Consider the following 22,463-nt stretch of genomic DNA (forward strand, 5'->3'; position numbering starts at 1 on the left):
CCATGACGGGGGATCGTTGCTAAGGTTCGCAAATGATCCGGGGAAACATCCGGGCGTTTAGGCAGTAAACAGGCAAATCAGGCGGTATCCCATGACTGAGATGGTCTATGGTTCCATGCCCGAAAGGGTCGTGGAACCGGTTCTTCCCCGTTGGTGGCGCAGTATTGATCGGTGGTCTTTGGCCGCCGTCTTTGCGCTGTTTGGTATCGGCATTTTGTTGGGGCTTGCGGCCTCGGTTCCGCTTGCACAGCGCAATGGGCTGGATGCGTTTTACTATGTCAAACGGCAGGCGTTTTTTGGCAGCCTTGGTTTGGCCGTTATGCTGGGCATTTCAATGATGCCGCCTGCGATGGTGCGGCGCTTGGGTGTGATTGGGTTTATGGGCGCGTTTGCGGCGATGGCCTTGCTGCCCGTGATTGGCACCGATTTTGGCAAAGGCGCTGTGCGCTGGATCAGCTTCGGCTTTGCCAGTGTGCAGCCGTCCGAGTTCTTGAAGCCGGGGTTTATCGTCTTGACCGCATGGCTGATGGCCGCAGCCCAAGATATCAACGGCCCGCGCGGCAAATCGCTGTCCTTTCTTATTACCTTTATCATCGTTTTGCTTCTGGCCTTGCAGCCCGATTTCGGCCAAGCAGCGTTGATCATTTTTGGCTGGTCGGTGGTGTATTTCATCGCCGGTGCGCCGATGATCTTGATTGCATCCGTGCTGGGGTTGGTGGGGGCAGGGGCGATGTTTGCCTATAATGCGTCTGAACACTTTGCCCGCCGGATCAACGGCTTCCTATCGTCCGAAATCGACCCGCGTACCCAAATCGGCTATGCCACCAACGCCATCCAAGAAGGCGGGTTTTTCGGGGTCGGCGTAGGCGAAGGCCAAGTGAAATGGTCGCTGCCCGATGCGCATACCGATTTTATCATCGCAGTCGCAGCCGAAGAATATGGCCTGATTTTGGTGCTGATCATCATCGCCCTTTACGCCATGATCGTGGTGCGCTCCTTGTTCCGGCTGATGCGTGAACGCGATCCGTTCATCCGCTTGGCGGGGGCCGGTTTGGCCTGTATCTTTGCCGTGCAGGCGATGGTCAATATGGGAGTCGCCGTGCGCTTGCTGCCGTCCAAGGGCATGACCCTGCCGTTTGTCAGCTATGGCGGGTCGTCGGTGATTGCGGCGGGCATTACGCTGGGCATGCTTTTGGCCCTGACCCGTTCGCGCCCACAGGGGCAAATTGGTGAAATCCTGTTCCGGCGGGGGCGTTGATGAAACCATTGTTGTTGATCGCAGCGGGTGGCACAGGCGGGCATATGTTCCCCGCCCAAGCGCTGGCCGAGGCGATGGTGGCGCGGGGGTGGCGGGTGAAACTCTCCACAGATGCCCGTGGCGCGCGCTATGCAGGCGGCTTTCCCCGCGAAGTTGAGGTGGTTGAGGTGGCATCAGCCACCTTTGCCCGTGGCGGGCTGGCCGCCAAAGCGATGGTGCCGTTTCGCATTGCGGGCGGCGTTCTGGGGGCCTTGTGGGCCATGCTGCGCGACAAGCCTGCCGTGGTCGTGGGCTTTGGCGGTTACCCGTCAATTCCAGCGCTTTCAGCGGCAACCTTGCTGCGCTTGCCGCGGATGATTCATGAACAAAACGGCGTTTTGGGCCGCGTGAACCAGCTCTTTGCCACCCGCGTGATGGCTGTGGCCTGCGGCACTTGGCCCACGACACTGCCCAGCGGTGTCACAGGCACCCATACCGGCAACCCCGTGCGCGCCGCCGTGCTGGAACGCGCCGGTGCAGGCTATATCCCGCCCGGTGATTACCCGATGTCGCTGGTCGTGATCGGCGGGTCCCAAGGCGCGCGCATCCTGTCCGATGTGGTGCCCGCCGCTGTGGCCCAGTTGCCCGATGCCATCCGCGCCAATCTGCGCGTGGCCCATCAGGCCCGCGCCGAAGACCTTGACCGCGTGATCGCATCTTACGCCAGTGCAGGCGTCACCGCCGAGGTTCAACCCTTTTTCGCCGATATCCCCCGCCGCCTGTCCGAGGCGCAGCTGGTCATCTCGCGCTCCGGCGCGTCTTCGGTGGCCGATATTTCGGTCATTGGTCGCCCGTCCATCCTGATCCCCTTTGCCGCCGCCACGGGCGACCATCAAACTGCCAATGCGCGGGGGCTTGTCGATGCGGATGCCGCCATCCTGATCCCCGAATCCGAGTTTGACGCAGACAGCCTGTGCGCGCAAATGACCGCGGTGCTGGAAAATCCCCGTGCCGCCCTTGCCATGTCGCAAGGTGCGCTGGCCTATGCCCGCCCCGATGCAACTGACCGCCTTGTCGAACTTGTCGAAAGCCTGACAGAAAGGGCCCCCCAATGAACGCCACAACCAAACTGCCAATCGAACTGGGCCCCATCCATTTTGTCGGCATCGGCGGTATCGGCATGTCAGGGATCGCCGAGGTGCTGATAACCCTTGGGTACCGCGTGCAAGGCTCGGACGCGAAAACCTCTAAAATCACCGACCGTCTTGCCGGTTTGGGGGCCGAGATTTTTGAAGGCCAGCGCGCCGAAAACATCGGTGACGCCGCTGTAGTGGTCATTTCCACCGCAATCAAAAAGGGCAATCCTGAACTGGAGGAGGCCCGCCGCCGTGGCCTGCCCGTTGTGCGCCGCGCGGAAATGCTGGCGGAACTCATGCGCCTGAAATCCAATATTGCGATTGCAGGCACTCATGGCAAAACCACGACCACCACGATGGTTGCTACGTTGATGGACAAAGGCGGGTTTGACCCGACCGTCATCAACGGCGGCGTGATCCACGCCTACGGCTCCAACGCGCGCGCAGGCGCTGGCGAATGGATGGTGGTCGAAGCCGACGAATCCGACGGCTCCTTTAATCGCCTTCCCGCGACCATCGCCATTGTCACCAATATCGACCCCGAACATATGGAACATTGGGGCAGCTTTGATGCTTTGCGCAAAGGCTTCCTTGATTTCGTCTCGAACATCCCGTTCTACGGCCTTGCCGTCTGCTGCACCGACCACCCCGAAGTGCAAACGCTGGTCGGTAAAATCACCGATCGCCGCGTTGTCACCTTTGGCTTTAACACCCAAGCCGATGTCCGTGCGATCAACCTGACATATGAGGACGGCGTCGCCCATTTCGACATCGCCCTGCAAGGCGAAAGCCCCGATGCCGACGGCAACTCCGTGGTCATCAAAGACTGCACCTTGCCGATGCCGGGCGATCATAACGTGTCGAACGCCTTGTCCGCCGTGGCCGTGTGCCGTTTCCTTGGCATGAAGACATCCGAAATCCGCGAGGCATTGGCCGCGTTCGGCGGCGTCAACCGCCGCTTTACCCGTGTGGGCGTGGTGAATGGCGTGACCATCATTGATGACTACGGCCACCACCCCGTTGAAATTGCCGCCGTGTTGCGCGCCGCACGCCAAGCCACCAAAGGCCGCGTGATTGCCGTCCACCAACCCCACCGCTATTCGCGCCTGTCGTCGCTGTTTGATGATTTTTGTACCTGCTTTAACGAGGCAGATGTCGTGGCCATCGCCGAGGTTTACGGCGCAGGCGAAGACCCGATCCCGGGTGCCTCGCGCGATGATCTGGTCGCAGGCCTGATCGCCCACGGCCACCGCCACGCCCGCGCCATCATGGATGAAACCGATCTGGCCCGCTTGGTCCGCGAACAGGCCCGCCCGGGTGATATGGTCGTCTGCTTGGGCGCAGGCACCATCTCCACTTGGGCCAACAATCTGCCTGACCAATTGCAAGGTGCGGCGGCATGACTGCAGCCCTCACCGCAGCACTTGTCTGGCTGGTCGCGGCCAATGTAACCGGCTTTTTCCCCAGCCGAGATTACCATTGGCGCGCCGCCTATGTGCTGATCGCGGTGGGCATCCCGATCTTGGGCTGGGTTACATGGGTGAACGGCCCCATCGTTGGCCTGATCATCTTTGCGATGGGCGCCTCCGTGCTGCGCTGGCCCGTGGTGTATTTCTGGCGCTGGATAAAGGCGAAAACGGTTAATCCGGCGGAGTAAGCAAGGCCTTTAAGGATAGAGAGATAAGGGCATCGCCCGAACCGAGGGGTGGGCGAGAAGCGCCCGCCCCGTGGGGGCGGTTCGGGCGCTGCCCGGTGTTCCACCGGGCGAAACGGAAGGCTTGTCTATGCATCAATTTCCGCCAATTATGCGGCTATGAATGCATCAGATATCAAAGACGAAGAAACCCTCCGAAAATGGCTGGAAACCCGGCCACATGCGGAAATAGGGCTCATAGCAATCCGATCCGCGTTGCGGGCATTTCCTGTTTGGGGTCGGGCAATGTATGATCCCTGGGCCGTTGACCGGAATCTGACTGCGATGCCTGTCTTACGTCAGCTTTTGTGTACTTCGGTCGCCCGCACTTCTCAGGCGGTTCAAGTGAGATACTCTGCTCGCAATGCGACCCCTTCATTCTTTTACAGGGTTGATGACCGCGCGTCCTTGGCCGCTGCCGCCGCTTACAATTCGGCATTGTCGGTAACACAGCCAGAGATTTCCATATCTGCCGCAGCGGCAGCTCGCGCGGCTGCCAATCTTGCAGACGCCCTCAAGTCTTCATGGGAGGAGGTTAGACACGACTGCAATTTGTTGTCTGCGAGTAGAGGAATTGGTGGCGCGCCACTTTGGCATTTTCTGCAACCCGACTTGTTCATGCTTGCAAATTTGGAAATGCATCAAATTTGGCAAGATACTCCAGAGACTTGGCAGTTTTGGCTCCGCTGGTACGAAGCCGCCCTCGAAGGCAACCCCCTTAACCCCGACCTAGAACGCGACATCGCCTTGATCCCCGATGCCGATTGGGAAAAAGGGGCCGAGCATATCGCCGCCCTGATCGCGGCCCTTGAAGAACGCCACGATCTCAAAGCCCAAGTCCAAGCCTTGCGCCAACAGCTCACCCTCGCCCAAACCGCCGCTGCCGATGCCGCCCATCGCGGCCACAACCAGCCGCCAGAACTGATCGACAGCGCCCCCGAGGTGCAGCGCCAGATTACCATCATCTTTGACACGCTCGATGACGCCGAAGAGGAACTCTCGAAAACCAACCCATCGCCGACACGGCTCAAGGTGATTGGGCAGGCGCTTTTGAACGCAGGCATCGCGCTTGCGAAATACTGCGGGGGCTTGGGTGATGCCGCATTGCAAAAGGCGGCCGAGGAGTTGGGGACCAGCGGCACCAAATGGGCGATCCGTATCGGTGCTGCAAGTTTGGCTGCCCAAGCGCAACCCGTCCAAAGCTTGGGTCGCGTGATCCTTGAATATGCGCTGAAGCTGGCCCAAGGCGGCTAAGTCTTGCCAAGCCAACCGCTGTACGCCTGTATGTACGGATGGCATACAAATGGCATACGCAAAACATACACCCCAAAAGCGCAAAATCGCCGTCCGCCCCACGCGGGGCTTGCTCTAGATATAGTGTCTGGCTATTCCATGCATATGACACAAAACCTTCCTCCCGTGCGCGGCACATTGACCCCGAACCGCCCCTTGGCAGACCTGACATGGCTGCGCGTTGGGGGGCCTGCCGATTGGCTTTTCCAGCCCGCCGATGTGGATGATCTGGCCGCGTTTCTGGCGGCCTTGCCTGCCGATGTAGACGTGTTTCCGATGGGGGTCGGCTCCAACCTTATCGTGCGCGACGGGGGCTTGCGCGCCGTGGTCATCCGCCTTGGTCGTGGATTTAATTCGATTTATATTCAAGGGGATAGGGTCATCGCAGGTGCCGCCGCCCTTGACGCCCATGTCGCGCGTAAGGCGGCCGATGCAGGGTTGGATCTGACATTCCTGCGCACCATTCCCGGCTCCATCGGGGGCGCTGTGCGGATGAACGCGGGCTGTTATGGCCAATATGTCGCCGATGTTTTGCTGGAAATTCAAATCGTTACGCGGCAAGGGCAGGTCCAAACCTTGCCCGCCACCGCGCTTGATTTGCAATATCGCCAGTCAACCTTGCCCGAAGGCGCGGTGATCCTGTCCGCCACCTTCCGCGCGGGCACGGGCAACCCGCAGGACTTGCACGATAAAATGACCGACCAAATCGCCAAACGCGATGCCAGCCAGCCCACGCGCGACCGCAGCGCAGGCTCGACCTTTCGCAATCCGGCGGGGTTTTCCTCGACGGGTGCAGCAGATGACAGCCATGAGCTGAAGGCGTGGAAAGTCATCGACGACGCGGGAATGCGCGGTGCCACCCGTGGTGGTGCGCAAATGAGCCCGATGCATTCCAATTTTCTGATCAATATTGGTGGCGCATCCGCCGCAGATTTAGAAGAATTGGGCGAAGAAGTACGAAATAGGGTTTTCCAGCACAGCAAAATCACGTTAGAGTGGGAAATCAAGCGGGTCGGTGAAAGGCTTGCTGAAAAACAATAATATGGGCCGCAAAAGGCCTTGAGGCAGTAAATATGGTTGGCATGTCGAGCGGGGCAGCCTCCAAAGTGGTCGTGGTGATGGGTGGGCTTTCCGCAGAGCGGGAGGTGTCCTTGTCATCTGGGCGCGAATGCGCAGCGGCCCTGACGGAGGCGGGATTTGAGGTGGTTTCGGTGGATGCCGGGGCCGACCTTTGCGCGGAATTAATCAAACATAAACCTGATGTGGTGTTCAATGCATTGCATGGCCGTTGGGGTGAGGATGGCTGCGTTCAAGGTCTGCTCGAATGGCTGCGCATCCCCTATACGCATTCCGGCGTTCTGGCCTCGGCGCTTGCGATGGACAAGGAAAAATCCAAAGCAGCGTTTCGTGCGGCGGGACTTCCGGTGGTGGCCAGCGTGTTGGCAGCCAAGGCCGATGTCCGCGCCGCCCATGTTTTGCCACCCCCATATGTGGTAAAACCGAATAACGAAGGCTCGTCTGTCGGGGTCTATATCGTGCATGAGGCGGCCAATTCCCCGCCGCAATTGTCCGACGATATGCCCGATTTGGTGATGGTCGAAACCTATGCGCCGGGCCGAGAGTTAACAACTGCTGTACTGGGCGACCGCGCCTTGACCGTCACCGATATCATCGTGGACGGCTGGTATGATTACGCGGCGAAATATTCCGTGGGCGGATCGCGCCACGTGGTCCCCGCCGATATTCCGGTTGATATTTTCAAGGCATGTCAAGACCTTGCGCTGCGCGCTCACCGCGCCCTTGGCTGCAGTGGTTTGTCGCGCACCGACTTTCGCTGGGATGAAACCCGTGGGCTGGATGGCCTTATTATTCTTGAAACCAATACCCAGCCAGGGATGACGCCAACCTCGCTTGCACCCGAACAAGCCGCCGCTGTTGGGATGTCTTTCCCCGACCTGTGCCGCTGGATTATCGAGGACGCCTCATGCGACCGTTGACTGCACCTCGCCGTACCGTCCCATCCCAAAACGCAGTGCCGCGCCGCGATCCCGCACCAAGCCGGACTGCGTACCGGATGCAACGGCTTTGGCTGACTCCATATATTCGCACGGCCTTGCGCGTGGGCCTGCCTGCCTTTGTTTTGACCTTTGGGTTTGGCCTTTATCTGGCAGATGATACGCGCCGCGATAATTTGAGTTCAGTCTACACGGACCTACGCGAAAAGGTGAAAAACCGCCCCGAATTTCTGGTTAAACTGCTGGCGATTGATGGTGTATCCCCTGATCTGGCCGAAGCCGTGCGCACCACCTTGGCGCTGCCCTTGCCGCAAAGCTCGCTTGACCTTGACCTAGAGGCCGCACGCGCCAAAATCGCACAGCTAAGTGCCGTGGGCGATGTGAAAGTGCAGATCCAGTCGGGCGGCGTTTTGCAAGTGACCATTCAAGAACGTGAACCTGCCTTTGTCTGGCGCGATGCAGCAGGGATTTGGCTTATTGACGATACCGGCACCCGAATTGCTGAAATTACCGACCGCAACGACCGCGCCGACTTGCCCTTGATCGCGGGCGATGGCGCAGATCAAGCCATTGATCAAGCGCAGCAAATTCTGACTTCGGCAGGCCCTTTGCTGCCCCGCTTGCGCGGCCTTGTGCGTATGGGCGAACGTCGTTGGGACATCGTGCTTGACCGCAATCAACGCATCCTTTTGCCCGTAAACCAACCCGTTTTGGCACTGGAACGCCTGATCGCGCTGGATCAGGCCCAAGACCTGCTGGCACGTGACGTTGTGGCGATTGACCTTCGCTTGCAAGCCCGCCCATCGCTGCGGCTTGCGCCTTATTCCTTGGCTGAAATGCGCCGCATACGCGGTATTATCCCTGCGGAGAGTGACCTATGACCGATCTCTATCAAACCCAGCGTGCGATGCGGAATATTCGCCGTGCCGCTATGCAGCGCGGGGTCGTCGCGATTTTGGATATCGGGTCCAGCAAGGTTGGTTGTCTGATTTTGCGGTTGGAAAATGCCGATGGCGCGCGGGAAATGGATGGCGTGGGGTCTATGGCGGGGCAATCCTCGTTTCGGGTGATCGGGGCCGCGACAACGCGGTCGCGCGGGGTTCGGTTCGGCGAAATTGCCGTGATGAATGAAACCGAACGCGCCATTCGCACCGCCGTGCAATCGGCGCAGAAAATGGCCGGCATCCGTGTTGACCATGTGATCGCCTGTTTTTCGGGGGCAGAGCCGCGCAGCTATGGCCTTGCAGGCGAATGGGAATTGCAAGACAGCGTGGTCAGCGAGCAGGACGTGGCCCGCGTTTTGGCCGCCTGCGATGTGCCCGATATCGGCGAAGGGCGTGAGGTATTGCATGCCCAGCCCGTGAACTTTGCGCTGGATCATCGGTCTGGTTTGGGCGACCCACGTGGGCAAATCGGCAACCGTTTGTCTTGTGATCTGCACATGATGACTGTTGATGCGAGCGTGGTTCAGAACCTGATTTATTGCCTGAAACGCTGCGATCTGGAACTGGCTGGCCTTGCATCATCCGCCTATGTCTCGGGTGTGTCGTCCTTGGTTGAGGATGAGCAGGAACTGGGTGCCGCCTGCATTGATATGGGCGGCGGATCGACTGGGATCTCTGTCTTCATGAAAAAGCACATGATTTACGCCGATAGTGTGCGCATGGGTGGCGATCATGTGACATCTGACATTTCCAAGGGCCTGCAAGTGCCTTTGACCACGGCGGAACGGATCAAAACCAAATTTGGGGGTGTGCATGCAACCGGCATGGACGACCGCGAGATGATCGAGATTGGCGGCGACAGTGGTGACTGGGAAAAAGACCGCCGCCAAGTCAGCCGGACGGAGGTTATCGGCATCATGCGCCCGCGTGTCGAAGAGATTTTGGAAGAGGCCCGCGCCCGTCTGGATGCCGCAGGTTTCGACCATCTGCCCAGCCAGCAAATCGTGCTGACGGGTGGGGCAAGCCAAATTCCGGGCCTTGACGGTTTGGCCGCGCGTATTTTGGGGCAACGGGTCCGTTTGGGCCGCCCCTTGCGTGTTCAGGGCTTGCCGCAAGCCGCGACAGGGCCCGCGTTTTCCTCGGCTGTGGGCTTGTGCTTGTTCGCCGCAAACCCGCAAGATGAATGGTGGGATTTCGATATCCCGACCGAGCGTTACCCTTCGCGTTCGCTGAAACGCGCTTTGAAATGGTTCAAAGACAACTGGTAACCACAATATTCGCTCTATAGGTCGAAATGACGTGGAAACTGGCATGTTTTCGCCCATATTTTGTGGGCTTAGCGCGTTTTTTTCGTGACCTTTGGCTTGGTTGTGGATAAGATTTGTGAGATAGCGGTATTGAAAGCGCCAACTTAAGGCGCGGGGCACACTCATAAGGCAGGCGGACAGGCAATGGCACTTAATCTGATGATGACTTCGCAACGCGAGGAATTGAAGCCGCGGATCACCGTTTTTGGTGTCGGCGGGGCAGGGGGCAACGCTGTCAACAACATGATTGATCAGCAGCTTGAAGGTGTCGAGTTTGTTGTGGCCAATACCGATGCGCAGGCGCTTCAGCAAAGCCGTGCAAGCGCCACAATCCAGATGGGCCTGAAAGTGACCGAAGGCTTGGGAGCTGGTGCGCGCCCGTCCGTGGGTGCCGCTGCTGCCGAAGAAACCATCGAAGAAATTGTTGACCATTTGGCGGGCGCGCACATGTGCTTTATCACCGCTGGTATGGGCGGCGGCACTGGTACAGGTGCTGCGCCAATCATCGCGCAAGCCGCGCGCGAACTGGGTGTTTTGACGGTTGGTGTTGTCACCAAGCCGTTCCAGTTCGAAGGCAACAAGCGCATGAAGCAAGCCGAAGAGGGCATTGAAGCGCTTCAGAAAGTTGTCGACACGCTGATCATCATTCCAAACCAGAACCTGTTCCGTTTGGCGAATGAACGCACCACGTTCACCGAGGCTTTCGCTATGGCTGATGATGTGCTGTACCAAGGTGTTAAAGGCGTGACCGACCTAATGGTTCGCCCCGGCCTCATCAACCTCGACTTTGCCGATGTTCGCGCCGTGATGGACGAAATGGGCAAGGCGATGATGGGCACCGGAGAGGCGGAAGGCGAAGATCGTGCCGTTCAGGCCGCTGAAAAGGCCATTGCCAACCCGCTGTTGGACGAAATCAGCCTGCATGGTGCCAAGGGTGTGTTGATCAATATCACCGGTGGCTATGACCTGACGCTGTTTGAATTGGACGAAGCTGCCAATATTATCCGCGAAAAGGTTGACCCCGATGCAAATATCATCGTTGGGTCCACCTTGGATACCACGATGGAGGGCCGCTTGCGCGTCTCTGTTGTCGCGACTGGGATTGATGCAAATGTCACGCAGCGTGAAACCCCTGTTGTGCGCCGATCGATGGCGGTTCCGTTGACAAGCCCTTCGTTTGTAGCTCCAACCCCCGAACCTGTTGCCGAAACACCGCGTCCAGCGTTGAAGGTCTCTTCGGCGACACTCACCCAAGCGGTACCTGCGCCACGGCCGGTGCAAGAAGAGGCGCCAAGCCTGTTCGACCGCCAGCCGCAGCAACCAGCGGCCTATTACGACCATCAAGAAGAAGCATCTGCAGACGATTTGCCGCCGCCTGCGTACCGCCCGCAGCCTGCACCGCAGCCGCGTGCAATGACCACGCCCTTGGATGCGGATGCGTCGGAATTCATGGCGCCACGTCCGCGTGCAACTGGCACCCCATCACCCGAGGCTTTGGCCCGTTTGCAAGCGGCTGTGTCAAAGTCGCCTGCGCAGCGCCCCGCGATTGCCCAGGCAGCCCCGCAGCAAGCGGCACGTCCACAGCCCGCCGCCGAGGCATCGCGCCCGCGTTTTGGCATCGGGTCGCTGATCAACCGTATGGCTGGCCATGGTGAAGGGCATGCTGAACGGCCTACGGCACAGCCGCAAATGGCACGCCAGCAACCACCCGTCACCAGCTATGATGACGAGCCCGAGATGAATGCAGATCAAGAGCGGATCGAAATCCCTGCCTTCCTGCGCCGTCAAGCCAATTAATCTGTTCAAATTTGAACCTGAAAAGGCCCGCGATTGCGGGTCTTTTTTTATTGATTTATCAATGCGTTGATCGTCAGTAGGCGGCATTCTGTAACGCCCCAGTCGTTTTGTAACACAAGGTCACAAAGAGTGAGTTGTTACCGGAGCGCCCATTGATTACTTAAAATTCAGCAAAAGTCTGGCTTGTGCCTTGCGCTGCCTGCCTAACGCTTTTTCTGCGCAGCCGTAAAAGTTACGATACCGAAAAAAGTAGAAACGACCGGAAGGTTCCAACGTGCAACATACACTTAAATCCGATGTGGTTTTTGTCGGGACCGGGCTGCACAGCGGCAAGGCGGTTCGTATGGTTGTTAAGCCTGCCTCGGCTGACTATGGCATCTGGTTTCGCCGCACTGATTGGGACGCAGGTGACACGATGATAGCGGCACGTTGGGATAAGGTCGTTCCGTCGCGGCTGTGCACCTTGGTTGAGAATGCGTCAGGGGCCCGTGTGTCGACAATCGAACATATCATGGCAGCCCTTGCTGGCTGTGGTATTCACAATGCTCTGATCGAGATAGATGGCCCCGAAGTGCCAATCCTTGACGGGTCTGCGCGCCCCTTTGTCGCGGGATTGCTGGCAAAAGGGTTCCGGCCCCAAAGCGTGCCGGTCCGTGCGATTCGTGTTTTGCAGACCATTGAGGTGGTCGAAGGCGAAGCCGTTGCGCGGTTGGAACCATCCGAAATGCTGGAAATCGATTTTTCCATCGACTTTGCGGATGCCGCCATCGGCCATCAGGAAAAGTCGTTGAACATGTCCAACGGTGCGTTTGTACGCGAGCTGTGCGATAGCCGCACCTTCTGCCGGCAGGCCGATGTCGATGCGATGCGCGCGAACGGTTTGGCTTTGGGGGGGAATCTAGAAAACGCGGTGGTATTCGAAGGCGATCAAGTCTTGTCGCCAGGCGGCTTGCGCCATGCGGATGAACCCGTGCGCCACAAGATGTTGGATGCTTTGGGTGATCTTGCACTAGCAGGCGGACCGATTCTTGGCCGCTATGTTGGCCACCGCGCCGGGCATGCGATGACCAACCGCCTGTTGCGTGCTCTTTTTGCCCGCCCCGATGCTTGGGAAATCGTAGAATGTGGCGCGCCGACAGGTCGAAAGCTGCCAGGAGTGGGTGTTTTGCGTTCAGATATCCCAGTTCATTGCTAAGCAGCGCCAAAAAGGGTGAAAGGCGTTTTGCGCACCGGATTTTTCTGTGCTAGGAAAGATCAAACTTGGCCTGCTAAGGTCGGTTCTCGCAAGAATATGGGGTAGGCGGAAGATGGCAGGCGTTAAGTCATGCGCGCGGTTTCTTGGGGCGGCCCTGATCGTTGCGGGCCTTGCAGGTTGTGGTGACCGTGGCCAGGAACAGGTTTCGTTGGAAAATCTGACCGCAGAGCAAATCTATAAACAGGGCGAGCTGGAGCTGGAAACAGGTAGCAAGCCTGAAAAAGCGATTCGTTATTTTTCGGAAGTCGAGCGGCTGTACCCCTATTCCGAGTGGGCCAAGCGGTCGTTGATTATGCAGGCGTTCAGCCAACATAAGGCGCAGGAATATGAGGATGCCCGCGCCTCGGCGCAGCGCTACCTTGATCTGTATCCCGCCGAAGATGACGCGGCCTATGCGCAGTTTATCCTCGCTTTGTCCTATTACGACCAGATTGATGAGGTTGGCCGCGATCAGGGCCTGACCTTCCAAGCGTTGCAAGGCATGCGCGAGGTTATTGAGAAGTATCCTGATAGCGATTATGCGCGCTCGGCCATGTTGAAGTTTGAATTGGCGTTTGACCATCTGGCTGCCAAGGAAATGGAAATCGGGCGTTACTACCTGAAAAAGGGTCAGTATACCGCTGCGATCAACCGGTTCCGCGTCGTGGTGCAGGACTTCCAGACAACCACCCACACAGCCGAGGCGCTGCACCGCTTGGTCGAGGCGTATCTTGCGCTTGGCCTGACGGATGAGGCGCAGACCGCTGGTGCCATTCTGGGCCACAACTATCAGTCCAGCCCCTTCTATGATGACAGTCACCGCCTGCTAACAGGGCGCGGCCTGTCGATGGAAGCGGCGGGTCAAAGCTGGTTGAGCAAGGTTTATTCTCAGGTAATTCAGGGCAAGTGGTTGTAAGGTGCGCTTGGCTTTGCACCCCGTCGGGGGCGTTTGATGCTGCGTTCGCTGGAAATCCGCGATCTTCTGATTATTGACCGGCTGGATCTTGCGTTCCAACCGGGTCTGAATGTGCTGACCGGTGAAACCGGTGCAGGGAAATCCATTTTGCTGGATGCATTGGGGTTTGTGCTGGGCTGGCGCGGGCGGGCCGAGTTGGTGCGGGCAGGGGCCGATCAGGGCGAGGTGACGGCGGTGTTCGACCTTGCCCCCAATCACGCTGCCCATGCCGTGCTGGTCGAAGCAGGGATCGCCGCTGAGGATGAGCTGATCTTGCGCCGCATCAACACCGCCGATGGCCGCAAGACCGCTTGGGTCAACGACCGCCGTGCCAGTGGTGAGGTGCTGCGCGCTTTGTCCGATACTTTGGTCGAATTGCACGGCCAACATGATGACCGTGGGCTGTTGAACCCACGCGGCCATCGCCAGATCCTGGACGCCTTTGCCGCTGTAGACCTTGCCCCCGTTCGTGCCGCTTGGACGGCCCTGTCCGCCGCCCGCCGCGCCAAAGCAAAGGCCGAGGAGGTACTGGCCGCCGCTCGTGTGGAGGAAGAATTCCTGCGCCACGCGGTGACCGAGTTAGACAAGCTGAACCCCGAACCTGGCGAAGAGGCCACCCTTGATGCCCGCCGCCGCGCCATGCAGGGGGCCGAGAAAATTCGTGCCGATATCGTGCGCGCCCATGCAGCGCTGTCCGACCAAGGTGCCGAGGCCGCGCTGGTCGATGCCCTGCGCTGGTTGGAAGGGGCGGCTGGCCGCGCAGACGGGCGTCTGGAAGGGGCGATTGCTGCTTTGGGCCGTGTGTTGGTCGAACTGGACGAGGCGCAATCGGGTGTCGAAGATTGCCTGTCTGCTTTGGATTTTAACCCGCTCGAGCTGGAACAGCTAGAGGAACGCCTGTTTGCGATCCGCGCCTTGGCCCGCAAACACAGTGTTTTGGCCGATGATCTGGGCGGCTTTGCCGATGATTTGCGCGCGCGGCTTGCGGTGATTGACAATGGCACGGGTAACCTTGCCGCATTGGATCAGGCCTTGGCAGATGCCACCAACGCGTACCACCGTCACGCCATGGCTTTAACTGCCACGCGCAAGGCTGCGGCCAAGCGTTTGGATACGGCAATGGCCGCCGAACTGGCCCCATTGAAAATGGAACGCGCGGTCTTTTCCACCGCGATAAGCCCTGCCGATGCTGGTCCCGATGGCGGCGACGAGGTGGCCTTTACCGTTGCCACCAACCCCGGCGCGCCTGCCGGCCCTTTGAACAAAATTGCGTCAGGTGGCGAGTTGTCACGCTTTTTGCTGGCGCTCAAGGTCTGTTTGACGGGCAACACCCCTGGCCTAACGATGATTTTTGATGAAATTGACCGTGGTGTCGGCGGGGCAACTGCCGATGCCGTGGGCCGCCGTTTGGCCGCCCTTGCCACAACCGCACAGGTGCTGGTCGTGACCCATTCACCGCAAGTGGCCGCCCTTGGCGCGCATCATTGGCGAGTGGAAAAGAAAGTGACCAAGGGGATGACGACCTCTACCGTAACTCCTCTTTCCCCCGACCACCGGATTGAGGAAATCGCGCGCATGTTGGCGGGTGATACAATTACACCGGCGGCAAGGGATGCCGCACGGGCGCTGCTGGGCAACTGACGCCTAGAGCATTTCGCCTTGAACTTGAAACACCTATCGCTGTCTGACATCTGAGGTTTCAGCGCGTTAGGTGATGTCGCGTATTTCAAGTTAAAGCGAAACTCTTTAACTCTCAACCACCGCAAATTGCAGGGAAATTGCCCGCCAGCCGCCCGCTTTTGCGACCAGAACGGCGATCAACATCGCGCCAATACGGCCAACATCGCGCCCCGATTCATCCACAATGCCGGACAAGACAAAGCGCTGGTGCAGCACCGCCGCCCCCGGCCCTAAAGGGCGCAAATTGGTCTTTCCGGTCACAAGGCGCGATTGGCTGAACGCCCCTGCCAGCTCATCCGCAAACAGCGTCTCTATCGCGCTGCGCCCCGAGGCCCAACCGCTGGTCAGGCTTAGCACATCTGCGTCTTCGGTCAGCAAAGCGGCAAGGCCCGCCGCATCACGCGCACCCCAGTTCAGGGCAAAGGCGCGGGGAAATTCTTCGGCTTTTGCGGGTATCATTTTTGTCGCACCATCTTGCCGGGATTCATCAGGTTTGCAGGGTCCAACGCTCGTTTGATTTGCCCCATCACATCCCAAGCTGCGCCATGTTCCGCTGCCATATAGCCCAGCTTGCCAACGCCGATGCCGTGTTCACCCGTGATTGTTCCACCCAAATGCAGCGCGCGTTCGATCATCTGCGAAGACAACCGCTGCGCGATCGCCATTTCAGCTGGATTATTTCGGTCTACCAACAGGATAGCATGGAAATTTCCGTCCCCGACATGGCCCAGAATTGGCCCCATGATCGGGCTTGCTTCAATATCGGCGCGCGTGCCTTCGACGGCTTCGGCCAGCCGTGAAATCGGTACGCAGACATCGGTCACAAGGGCTGTGGCACCGGGCCGTAGCGCCAGAATGGCGGGATAGGCGTTGTGACGCATGCGCCATAGCTTGGCGCGGTCTTCGGTCGCTTTGGCAAAGGTAAAACCGCTGCTGCCCATTTCGGCTGCAATCTCGCCAAAGCGCTCGGTTTGTTCCTGAACCCCTGCGGGCGAGCCGTGGAATTCGACCATCAACTGCGGTTCTACAGTCAGCGAGGTGCCGGCATAGGCGTTGCAGGCCTCAACCGCCGTGGCATCCAGAAATTCAATCCGTGCCATCGGAATGCCACTTTGAATTGTCGCAATCACGCAATCTACGGCGTCTGTGATGGTTGGAAAGGCGCAAACGGCGGCAGAAACGGCCTCGGGCTGGCCGTGCAGGCGCAGGGTCAGTTCGGTCATCAGGCCCAAGGTGCCCTCGGACCCGACAAACAGCGCCGTCAGGTCATAGCCCGCCGAAGACTTTGGCGCAGAGGTTCCGGTGCGAATGGTACGCCCATCCGCAAGCACCACTTCTAGCCCCAAAACGTTGTCGCGCATCGTGCCATAGCGCACTGCCGTCGTGCCGCTGGCGCGTGTGGCGGCCATGCCACCCAGTGTTGCATTCGCGCCGGGGTCGACAGGAAAGAACAGGCCCGTGGCGCGCAACGCGTCATTCAACGCTTCGCGGGTGATGCCGGGCTGCACCACGCACAGCATATCCTCGGGGTAAACAGAGAGCAGTTGATTCATCTGGGTAAAGTCAATTGTCACCCCACCTTTCAAGGCCAGCGCGTGCCCTTCCAGCGACGTGCCTGCCCCCCAACCGACCATTGGCACGCCATTCTTGGCGCAGAGCCGTGCAATCATTGCCACCTCGTCGCTGGTCTGCGGGACCACTACAGCATCGGGTTGCCCCCCGCTGATATGGGTTTCCGACTGGCTGTATTGGGCCAGTGACGCAGGAGCGCGAGTAAAGCGCGGTCCTAGCCTGTGGGCGAGTTCGGTAAGGGCGGCGTCAAGATTCATGTAGTCTCCTGCGTGGTTTGTGCCACGCTATTACATGGGCCTTGGTAGGGAAAGCTATGGTTTTAACGCGGCCAAAGCGGGCGCCAAATCGCCGTAGCCGGTAAAGCGGCGCTCATAGGCAAGGCCGAGCCTGCGCGCGCAATCCTCGGCCTTTTTGTCCAGCGCGGGGTCATTGGTTTGGGCCTGATAAACCAGCTTGGTGTAATTGCCGAAATACATGTCGCGCAGTTCGGGATGCCGATCAAGGCCCATGGGTTTCCAGACAAAAGCATCGAACTGGCGGACAAGAAAATCGGTCAGGTAAAAGGCGGTAAATTCGGTTTCGGTTTTTTGGACGAAAACATCGTTACCTTCAAAAAACGAATAGCAGTGGGGCCCTGCAACCATCTCTACCCCAAGTTTCTTGCACATATCCAACAATTGGCCGCCGGTACCGCAATCGGCATAGACAACAAAAATCTGGCCATAATCCTTGCGATGCTCCAAAACTGACTTCTCGACAGCGGCGGGGATGCGGTCGGGCCACAAATGCAGGTTTGCAGGCAGGCATTGCAGGTCAAGGTGGTCCCAGCCGTTCAGCGTTTTCAGGGCAAGGATCTCGTGGGCCAATGCCCCACAAGCAATCAGTAAAACACGGCCTAGTCCGGTCGCGTTCAGGCCCGCTTCGGTCAAAGTTGCGTCATCAGGGGCAGCGGTCATTTTCGGCCCATCCAAAGGCGCAGGCCAAGCGCAGCCCCAGCAAAGACAAGCCCAAGAACAGCCATCGGCAGGCCAAAGATCTGTGCGGCGGCGATGGTCAATCCCGCTGCGGTGATCACGATGAGGATTAGCGAGATAATGACGCGGGCGGGCATGCGGGACTCCGATGTTTGTCATCCAAGGGTAGGGTGGGGCGGTTGAAAAGCCAAGAGGTGAACACGGCGGGTTGATCGGGGAAAGCGTCATCCGGTCTGGCCCCTTTGGGCAATCTGGTGTTTAAGATTGGGGGAATTGACACAGGAGATGCCGATATGGCCGACTATACCCCGCCGAAAGTTTGGACTTGGGACGCGCAGAATGGCGGGCAATTTGCCAGCATAAACCGGCCCATCGCGGGGGCTACCAAAGAGTGGGCGCTGCCGGTGGGCAAGCATCCTTTTCAGTTGTATTCGCTGGCCACGCCGAACGGGGTGAAGGTGACGGTGATGCTGGAGGAATTGCTGGCGGCGGGTCATACGGGTGCGGAATATGATGCCTGGCTGATCAAGATCGGGGACGGCGATCAATTCGGGTCGGGGTTTGTTGAGGTGAACCCCAATTCCAAGATTCCAGCCTTGATGGATCATTCGGGTGATACGCCGCTTCGGGTGTTCGAGTCCGGATCGATTTTGCTGCATTTGGCCGAGAAATTCGGCGCCTTTATCCCAACCGATCCGGCGGGGCGGGCCGAATGCCTGAACTGGCTGTTTTGGCAAATGGGGTCAGCGCCGTATTTGGGCGGCGGATTCGGTCATTTCTATGCCTATGCGCCCGAAAAATTCCAATACCCGATTGATCGCTTTTCGATGGAGGCGAAACGGCAGCTGGATGTTTTGGACCGCCAGCTTGCAACCCATGAATTTATCGCGGGCGATAGCTATTCTATCGCGGATATGGCGATTTGGGCGTGGTATGGGCAGCTGGTTTTGGGGCGGCTTTATAATGCGGCGGAATTTCTGGATGTGGCGTCTTATAAAAACGTCGTGAAATGGGCCGAGGCGATTGATGCGCGGCCTGCTGTTCAAAGAGGCCGGATGGTGAATCGGGCCTTTGGAGAGCCTGAATTGCAGCTTCATGAGCGCCATGATGCCGGTGATTTTGAGACCCAGACTCAAGATAAAATCGGCGGGTAAACGCGGTCCGCGCGTGGAATGACCGCGCGCGGACATTTCTTTAAAACATTGATATATTTGTATAAAGACTTTTTTGTTAACCGAATTTTAATGCGGACACGGGCAGGTTGTTGATTGGCGATTTACATATTCTTTTTTTGGAATATAAATAGACGTGCCCGTTTCAAAAGGATGTCTGCGATGACCTGTTTGCGATTGCTTTGCCCGATGGACCCCGCGCGCAATAGGGGGCCAATGCAATGACGATTTGGGTTTATGCAGTGGCGGCGGTTGCGATTGCGGGGGCGGTGATCCTTGGGGTGGCCAATTTTGGCGGCGGCGCGCAGGCGCAGAATGTGACGCTGGAGCCGCTTTCGGGTGATGCGCTGGCCGCCGATGACAGCTTGCTGTTGGTCGATATTCGCACGCCTGAGGAATGGAAGCAAAGTGGCGTGGTGGATGGCGCGCTGCTGGTCACCTATAGCACGCCCGAGGCGTTTTTGCAGGTGGTGGGGCCAAAGCTGAAGCCGGGGCAGCGGATCGGGCTGATCTGTCGGTCTGGCAACCGCACATCACGCGCGGCGCGGCAGTTGGCACCTTTGTTCAAGGGCGCGATTGTGGATGTGCAAGGCGGGATGAACCGCGTTTTGGGGCAGGGCTATCGGCCCGTGAAACCGACGCGCACGCAGGGTTGTATAAGCTGTTGAGGGGGCGGGAGTCGGGGTGAACCCCGACCTACGGGCTACACCTCTTTCAACTTATAAAACGGTGGCATTTTGAGGCCAGCGGCGTCGATCGCGGCTTTCAATGTGTCGGAAACATAAAAAACGAATCCCGCAATGCCCGACTCTGCCGAGACAAACCCACGCCAGATATGGTGGTCCGCGATAACGCCGCGCGACAAGGCGATTCCATGCGCGTGATCTTCCTTGGGGGGGGGCGATTTTCAAAATCCGCACTGACTTTTTCCAACAACCCTGATCGCTGTTAGCTTTATCGAAAGCGTCCAGCTGAGACAGCACACGAAGCATGAAATAATCGACCGGATAGGCCTCCACTGACGGCAGGACAATCTCAACGGGCCATATCTGGTGCCGCCCCGGTTCCAATTTCACAATCAGGTCGCGAAGCCGCGACGAGACGGCAATACCCGCGCTAAGATTGATGAGATCCCCAAGCGACTTGTAGGGCTTTGCAAGGGTATAAAGCCTCGGCAACAGGTCCTGTGCCATGAAATCTGTGCCGCTATGCATGGCATCAACGAGAGCCCAACGAAACTCATTGAAAAACTTTTGCTCAGTCTGGCCTTTGGCCAACATCTCTTGAAAACGCTCGTTCAGATAATCTTGAAAGCCATGAAACTCGCCATCTGGAAAGAACCTTCCGAACGATGCAGATTTATCAAACCCATAGGCCATGCGTCGCACCCAATTGCTTTTTCACATCCGTTTTACATGCCAAAGCCCCGGCGTTTCCACCGGGGCTTTTATGGATGTCGCAGCGGTTTTACGCGCTGGCGCGGTTGTGTTTGCGCATCATGAAGCCTTTGGCGGTTTCCACGGCCACGGCGGCATCGCGGCAATAGGCGTCTGCGCCGATGGCCTTGCCGAATTCTTCGTTCAGGGGCGCGCCGCCGACCAGAACAATGTAATCCTCGCGCATGCCTTTTTCTTTCAGCGTGTCGATCACGACCTTCATATAAGGCATGGTGGTGGTGAGCAGGGCGGACATGCCAAGGATGTCTGGCTGTTCGGCCTCTAGTGCCTCAAGGTATTTCTCAACCGAATTGTTGATGCCAAGGTCGCGGACTTCAAAGCCTGCGCCTTCCATCATCATGCCGACAAGGTTTTTGCCGATGTCGTGGATGTCGCCTTTGACGGTGCCGATAACCATTTTACCCATGCGGGGGGCACCTGTAGCGATCAGCAGCGGTTTCAGGATGGCCATGCCGCCCTTCATCGCGTTGGCGGCAAGCAGCACCTCGGGGACAAACAAAATGCCATCGCGGAAGTCGGCTCCGACGATGGTCATGCCAGCCACAAGCGCCTTGGTCAGGGCGTCATAGGGGGCCCATCCGCGGGCGATCAGGATGTTCACACCTTCTTCGATTTCCTCACGCAGGCCATCGTAAGGGTCGTCATGCATTTGCAGGACCAGTTCGTCATCGGAAAGTTCGGAAAGGATGATTTCGTCGTCAGACATTGCATGCTCCTGCGCGTGGCCCTGATTTGTGCATGGTCGCAAAGGGGGCGGACCACTTTTCGGTTTGCGACATTGATAGGGTGAAACCCGACAAGTTGCAATTTGGAGATACGATTTACTGGCGTTTGTTTATGTTTTGTTCCAGTGTGGCAGGATGACGCAATTTAGGGATGAGATCGGGTCGGTGGAACGCGGGGTTCGGGTGCGGGCGCGTGGGGTTGGGTCAAACGCTGTGGGGCGGTTTGAAGCGGCTTCGCGGGTGGCTGTGGATGACGGGTGGGAGATGCCCCAGGATGAGCGGTTGTTGCGCACCGAGGTGCGGGTGGAACGGGCGCGGACGGCAATTAGCTATAATGCGTCGCCGGACCTGCCGTTTGACCGGTCGGTGAACCCGTATCGGGGGTGCGAACATGGCTGTGCCTATTGCTATGCGCGGCCAAGCCATGCGTTTTTGAACCTGTCGGCGGGGTTGGATTTTGAAACCAAGTTGGTTGCGCGGCCCGGCATTGGCGCGGTGCTGGACGGCGAGTTGCGGGCGCGCGGGTACAAGGTGGGAGTGATTGCAATTGGGACAAATACCGATCCGTATCAACCGGTTGAGGCGCAGTATGGGGTGATGCGTGAGGTGCTGGAGGTATTGGCGGCGCATAACCACCCCGTCGCGATTACGACCAAGGGCGCGTTGATTGAGCGGGATCTGGATATTCTGGGGCCGATGGCTGTGCGCGGGTTGGTGCGGGTGGGGGTGTCGATGACAACGCTGGATGCAGGGTTGTCGCGGCGGTTAGAGCCGCGCGCGCCTGCCCCTGCGCGGCGGTTGGTGATGATTGCGCGGTTGGCCGATGCGGGGGTGCCGGTGCGGGTGATGGTCGCGCCGGTTATTCCGGGGCTGACGGATGCGGAGATGGAGGGAATTATGGCGGCAGCGCAGGGTGCGGGGGCGGTGGCGGCCAGTTGGATTATGCTGCGCCTTCCTGGCGAGGTGGAGGGGTTGTTTCGCGATTGGTTGGCCCAACATGTGCCGGGGCGGGCCGAAAAGGTGTTGGCGCGTTTGGCCGAGTTGCACGGGGGGGCGGTGTATTATGCCGCTTTTGGCACGCGGATGCGGGGGCGCGGGGTGTGGGCGGATTTGATGGCGCGGCGGTTTGAGGCGGCGCGGACGCGGTTGGGGCTGGCGTTGCGCTTGGACCCGCTGCGCTGTGATCTGTTTACCCCGCCTGTGCGGGTGGGGGATCAGCTGCGGCTGTTTTAACGGGTTTGGCGGTTTGGCGGCGCGATTGGGCCGCAAGCC

At 58.7% G+C, this 22,463-nt stretch carries 22 protein-coding genes; 16 read left to right on the plus strand and 6 right to left on the minus strand.

Annotation, left to right across the window (positions count from 1 at the left end; translation table 11 throughout):
* The first annotated feature begins 91 nt into the window (after positions 1–91).
* The 13 genes from G560_RS0109595 (at position 92) to recN (ending at position 15,252) form a co-directional block, all read left to right on the plus strand.
* Positions 92–1,258 carry a peptidoglycan glycosyltransferase FtsW gene (locus tag G560_RS0109595; RefSeq protein ID WP_022704099.1) on the plus strand — a complete coding sequence of 389 codons (1,167 nt, stop codon included), beginning with the start codon at positions 92–94 and terminating at the stop codon, positions 1,256–1,258.
* The gene (locus G560_RS0109600) at positions 1,258–2,352 is read left to right on the plus strand and encodes a UDP-N-acetylglucosamine--N-acetylmuramyl-(pentapeptide) pyrophosphoryl-undecaprenol N-acetylglucosamine transferase (protein WP_022704100.1); all 1,095 of its coding nucleotides are present in this window, start codon (positions 1,258–1,260) and stop codon (positions 2,350–2,352) included. The genes G560_RS0109595 and G560_RS0109600 overlap by 1 nt, the downstream gene beginning before the upstream one ends.
* The gene (gene murC / locus G560_RS0109605; protein ID WP_022704101.1) at positions 2,349–3,776 is read left to right on the plus strand and encodes a UDP-N-acetylmuramate--L-alanine ligase; all 1,428 of its coding nucleotides are present in this window, start codon (positions 2,349–2,351) and stop codon (positions 3,774–3,776) included. The genes G560_RS0109600 and murC overlap by 4 nt, the downstream gene beginning before the upstream one ends.
* A complete protein-coding gene (locus G560_RS0109610) occupies positions 3,773–4,030 on the plus strand; it encodes a DUF2484 family protein (protein ID WP_022704102.1) in 258 nt (85 codons plus the stop codon). Before murC ends, G560_RS0109610 begins: the two co-directional genes overlap by 4 nt.
* Before the next feature lie 672 nt (positions 4,031–4,702).
* On the plus strand, positions 4,703–5,320 hold the full coding sequence (locus tag G560_RS0109615) for a hypothetical protein (protein WP_162140857.1): 618 nt from the start codon (positions 4,703–4,705) through the stop codon (positions 5,318–5,320).
* Positions 5,321–5,464: 144 nt separating this feature from the next.
* Entirely contained in the window at positions 5,465–6,400 is a 936-nt protein-coding gene (gene murB, locus G560_RS0109620) for a UDP-N-acetylmuramate dehydrogenase (protein ID WP_028913934.1), read from the plus strand.
* A 32-nt stretch (positions 6,401–6,432) separates the two neighbouring features.
* Positions 6,433–7,356: a D-alanine--D-alanine ligase gene (locus G560_RS0109625; RefSeq protein WP_022704105.1), complete on the plus strand. Its 924-nt coding sequence runs from the start codon at positions 6,433–6,435 to the stop codon at positions 7,354–7,356.
* Positions 7,344–8,255 (plus strand): cell division protein FtsQ/DivIB, encoded by a 912-nt coding sequence (locus G560_RS0109630; protein WP_028913936.1) that lies wholly within the window; start codon positions 7,344–7,346, stop codon positions 8,253–8,255. Before G560_RS0109625 ends, G560_RS0109630 begins: the two co-directional genes overlap by 13 nt.
* Positions 8,252–9,586 carry a cell division protein FtsA gene (gene ftsA, locus G560_RS0109635; protein ID WP_022704107.1) on the plus strand — a complete coding sequence of 445 codons (1,335 nt, stop codon included), beginning with the start codon at positions 8,252–8,254 and terminating at the stop codon, positions 9,584–9,586. The genes G560_RS0109630 and ftsA overlap by 4 nt, the downstream gene beginning before the upstream one ends.
* 183 nt (positions 9,587–9,769) lie before the next feature.
* Complete coding sequence (ftsZ, locus tag G560_RS0109640) at positions 9,770–11,422, plus strand: cell division protein FtsZ (RefSeq protein ID WP_028913937.1); 1,653 nt, start codon at positions 9,770–9,772, stop codon at positions 11,420–11,422.
* 274 nt (positions 11,423–11,696) lie between these two features.
* Positions 11,697–12,617: a UDP-3-O-acyl-N-acetylglucosamine deacetylase gene (lpxC, locus tag G560_RS0109645; protein ID WP_022704109.1), complete on the plus strand. Its 921-nt coding sequence runs from the start codon at positions 11,697–11,699 to the stop codon at positions 12,615–12,617.
* 112 nt (positions 12,618–12,729) lie between these two features.
* Positions 12,730–13,572: an outer membrane protein assembly factor BamD gene (locus G560_RS0109650; protein WP_022704110.1), complete on the plus strand. Its 843-nt coding sequence runs from the start codon at positions 12,730–12,732 to the stop codon at positions 13,570–13,572.
* 36 nt (positions 13,573–13,608) lie between these two features.
* On the plus strand, positions 13,609–15,252 hold the full coding sequence (gene recN, locus G560_RS0109655; RefSeq protein WP_022704111.1) for a DNA repair protein RecN: 1,644 nt from the start codon (positions 13,609–13,611) through the stop codon (positions 15,250–15,252).
* Positions 15,253–15,357: 105 nt separating this feature from the next.
* Here the strand turns inward: recN and G560_RS0109660 are convergent, their stop codons facing one another.
* The 4 genes from G560_RS0109660 to G560_RS20995 are packed head-to-tail and all read right to left on the minus strand — an operon-like array spanning position 15,358 to position 17,974.
* Positions 15,358–15,750 (minus strand): SgcJ/EcaC family oxidoreductase, encoded by a 393-nt coding sequence (locus G560_RS0109660; RefSeq protein ID WP_022704112.1) that lies wholly within the window; start codon positions 15,748–15,750, stop codon positions 15,358–15,360.
* Positions 15,747–17,120: an FAD-binding oxidoreductase gene (locus G560_RS0109665; protein WP_022704113.1), complete on the minus strand. Its 1,374-nt coding sequence runs from the start codon at positions 17,118–17,120 to the stop codon at positions 15,747–15,749. Before G560_RS0109665 ends, G560_RS0109660 begins: the two co-directional genes overlap by 4 nt.
* 54 nt (positions 17,121–17,174) lie before the next feature.
* Entirely contained in the window at positions 17,175–17,819 is a 645-nt protein-coding gene (locus G560_RS0109670; RefSeq protein ID WP_022704114.1) for a DUF1638 domain-containing protein, read from the minus strand.
* Positions 17,816–17,974, minus strand: coding sequence for a hypothetical protein (locus G560_RS20995; RefSeq protein ID WP_022704115.1), 159 nt, complete (start codon positions 17,972–17,974; stop codon positions 17,816–17,818). Before G560_RS20995 ends, G560_RS0109670 begins: the two co-directional genes overlap by 4 nt.
* Before the next feature lie 156 nt (positions 17,975–18,130).
* On the opposite strand from G560_RS20995, the gene yghU reads away from it, so the two are divergent.
* On the plus strand, positions 18,131–18,991 hold the full coding sequence (gene yghU / locus G560_RS0109680) for a glutathione-dependent disulfide-bond oxidoreductase (protein WP_028913938.1): 861 nt from the start codon (positions 18,131–18,133) through the stop codon (positions 18,989–18,991).
* A 239-nt stretch (positions 18,992–19,230) separates the two neighbouring features.
* Complete coding sequence (locus G560_RS0109685; protein ID WP_022704117.1) at positions 19,231–19,677, plus strand: rhodanese-like domain-containing protein; 447 nt, start codon at positions 19,231–19,233, stop codon at positions 19,675–19,677.
* Between the two features lie 51 nt (positions 19,678–19,728).
* Here G560_RS0109685 and G560_RS0109690 read toward each other — a convergent pair whose 3' ends face one another.
* Both G560_RS0109690 and G560_RS0109695 read right to left on the minus strand, forming a co-directional pair.
* The gene (locus G560_RS0109690) at positions 19,729–20,388 is read right to left on the minus strand and encodes an imm11 family protein (protein ID WP_022704118.1); all 660 of its coding nucleotides are present in this window, start codon (positions 20,386–20,388) and stop codon (positions 19,729–19,731) included.
* Between the two features lie 88 nt (positions 20,389–20,476).
* Positions 20,477–21,172, minus strand: a complete 696-nt coding sequence (locus G560_RS0109695; protein ID WP_022704119.1) for a corrinoid protein — start codon at positions 21,170–21,172, stop codon at positions 20,477–20,479.
* Positions 21,173–21,326: 154 nt separating this feature from the next.
* On the opposite strand from G560_RS0109695, the gene G560_RS0109705 reads away from it, so the two are divergent.
* A complete protein-coding gene (locus G560_RS0109705; RefSeq protein WP_050525209.1) occupies positions 21,327–22,424 on the plus strand; it encodes a PA0069 family radical SAM protein in 1,098 nt (365 codons plus the stop codon).
* The last annotated feature ends 39 nt before the right edge of the window (positions 22,425–22,463 follow it).

Source organism: Pseudorhodobacter ferrugineus DSM 5888 (assembly GCF_000420745.1).
Lineage (GTDB): Bacteria > Pseudomonadota > Alphaproteobacteria > Rhodobacterales > Rhodobacteraceae > Pseudorhodobacter > Pseudorhodobacter ferrugineus.

Excerpts from the sequence above, each read along its gene's own strand:
- murB (WP_028913934.1), top strand. The coding sequence starts at position 5,465 with ATGACACAAAACCTTCCTCCCGTGCGCGGCACATTGACCCCGAACCGC.
- G560_RS0109625 (WP_022704105.1), top strand. The coding sequence starts at position 6,433 with ATGGTTGGCATGTCGAGCGGGGCAGCCTCCAAAGTGGTCGTGGTGATG.
- G560_RS0109615 (WP_162140857.1), top strand. The coding sequence starts at position 4,703 with ATGCATCAAATTTGGCAAGATACTCCAGAGACTTGGCAGTTTTGGCTC.
- yghU (WP_028913938.1), top strand. The coding sequence starts at position 18,131 with ATGGCCGACTATACCCCGCCGAAAGTTTGGACTTGGGACGCGCAGAAT.
- G560_RS0109690 (WP_022704118.1), bottom strand. The coding sequence starts at position 20,388 with ATGGCCTATGGGTTTGATAAATCTGCATCGTTCGGAAGGTTCTTTCCA.
- G560_RS0109705 (WP_050525209.1), top strand. The coding sequence starts at position 21,327 with ATGACGCAATTTAGGGATGAGATCGGGTCGGTGGAACGCGGGGTTCGG.
- G560_RS0109610 (WP_022704102.1), top strand. The coding sequence starts at position 3,773 with ATGACTGCAGCCCTCACCGCAGCACTTGTCTGGCTGGTCGCGGCCAAT.
- G560_RS0109665 (WP_022704113.1), bottom strand. The coding sequence starts at position 17,120 with ATGAATCTTGACGCCGCCCTTACCGAACTCGCCCACAGGCTAGGACCG.
- ftsZ (WP_028913937.1), top strand. The coding sequence starts at position 9,770 with ATGGCACTTAATCTGATGATGACTTCGCAACGCGAGGAATTGAAGCCG.
- G560_RS20995 (WP_022704115.1), bottom strand. The coding sequence starts at position 17,974 with ATGCCCGCCCGCGTCATTATCTCGCTAATCCTCATCGTGATCACCGCA.
- G560_RS0109600 (WP_022704100.1), top strand. The coding sequence starts at position 1,258 with ATGAAACCATTGTTGTTGATCGCAGCGGGTGGCACAGGCGGGCATATG.
- ftsA (WP_022704107.1), top strand. The coding sequence starts at position 8,252 with ATGACCGATCTCTATCAAACCCAGCGTGCGATGCGGAATATTCGCCGT.
- recN (WP_022704111.1), top strand. The coding sequence starts at position 13,609 with ATGCTGCGTTCGCTGGAAATCCGCGATCTTCTGATTATTGACCGGCTG.
- G560_RS0109595 (WP_022704099.1), top strand. The coding sequence starts at position 92 with ATGACTGAGATGGTCTATGGTTCCATGCCCGAAAGGGTCGTGGAACCG.
- G560_RS0109650 (WP_022704110.1), top strand. The coding sequence starts at position 12,730 with ATGGCAGGCGTTAAGTCATGCGCGCGGTTTCTTGGGGCGGCCCTGATC.
- murC (WP_022704101.1), top strand. The coding sequence starts at position 2,349 with ATGAACGCCACAACCAAACTGCCAATCGAACTGGGCCCCATCCATTTT.
- G560_RS0109670 (WP_022704114.1), bottom strand. The coding sequence starts at position 17,819 with ATGACCGCTGCCCCTGATGACGCAACTTTGACCGAAGCGGGCCTGAAC.
- G560_RS0109685 (WP_022704117.1), top strand. The coding sequence starts at position 19,231 with ATGACGATTTGGGTTTATGCAGTGGCGGCGGTTGCGATTGCGGGGGCG.
- G560_RS0109660 (WP_022704112.1), bottom strand. The coding sequence starts at position 15,750 with ATGATACCCGCAAAAGCCGAAGAATTTCCCCGCGCCTTTGCCCTGAAC.
- G560_RS0109695 (WP_022704119.1), bottom strand. The coding sequence starts at position 21,172 with ATGTCTGACGACGAAATCATCCTTTCCGAACTTTCCGATGACGAACTG.
- G560_RS0109630 (WP_028913936.1), top strand. The coding sequence starts at position 7,344 with ATGCGACCGTTGACTGCACCTCGCCGTACCGTCCCATCCCAAAACGCA.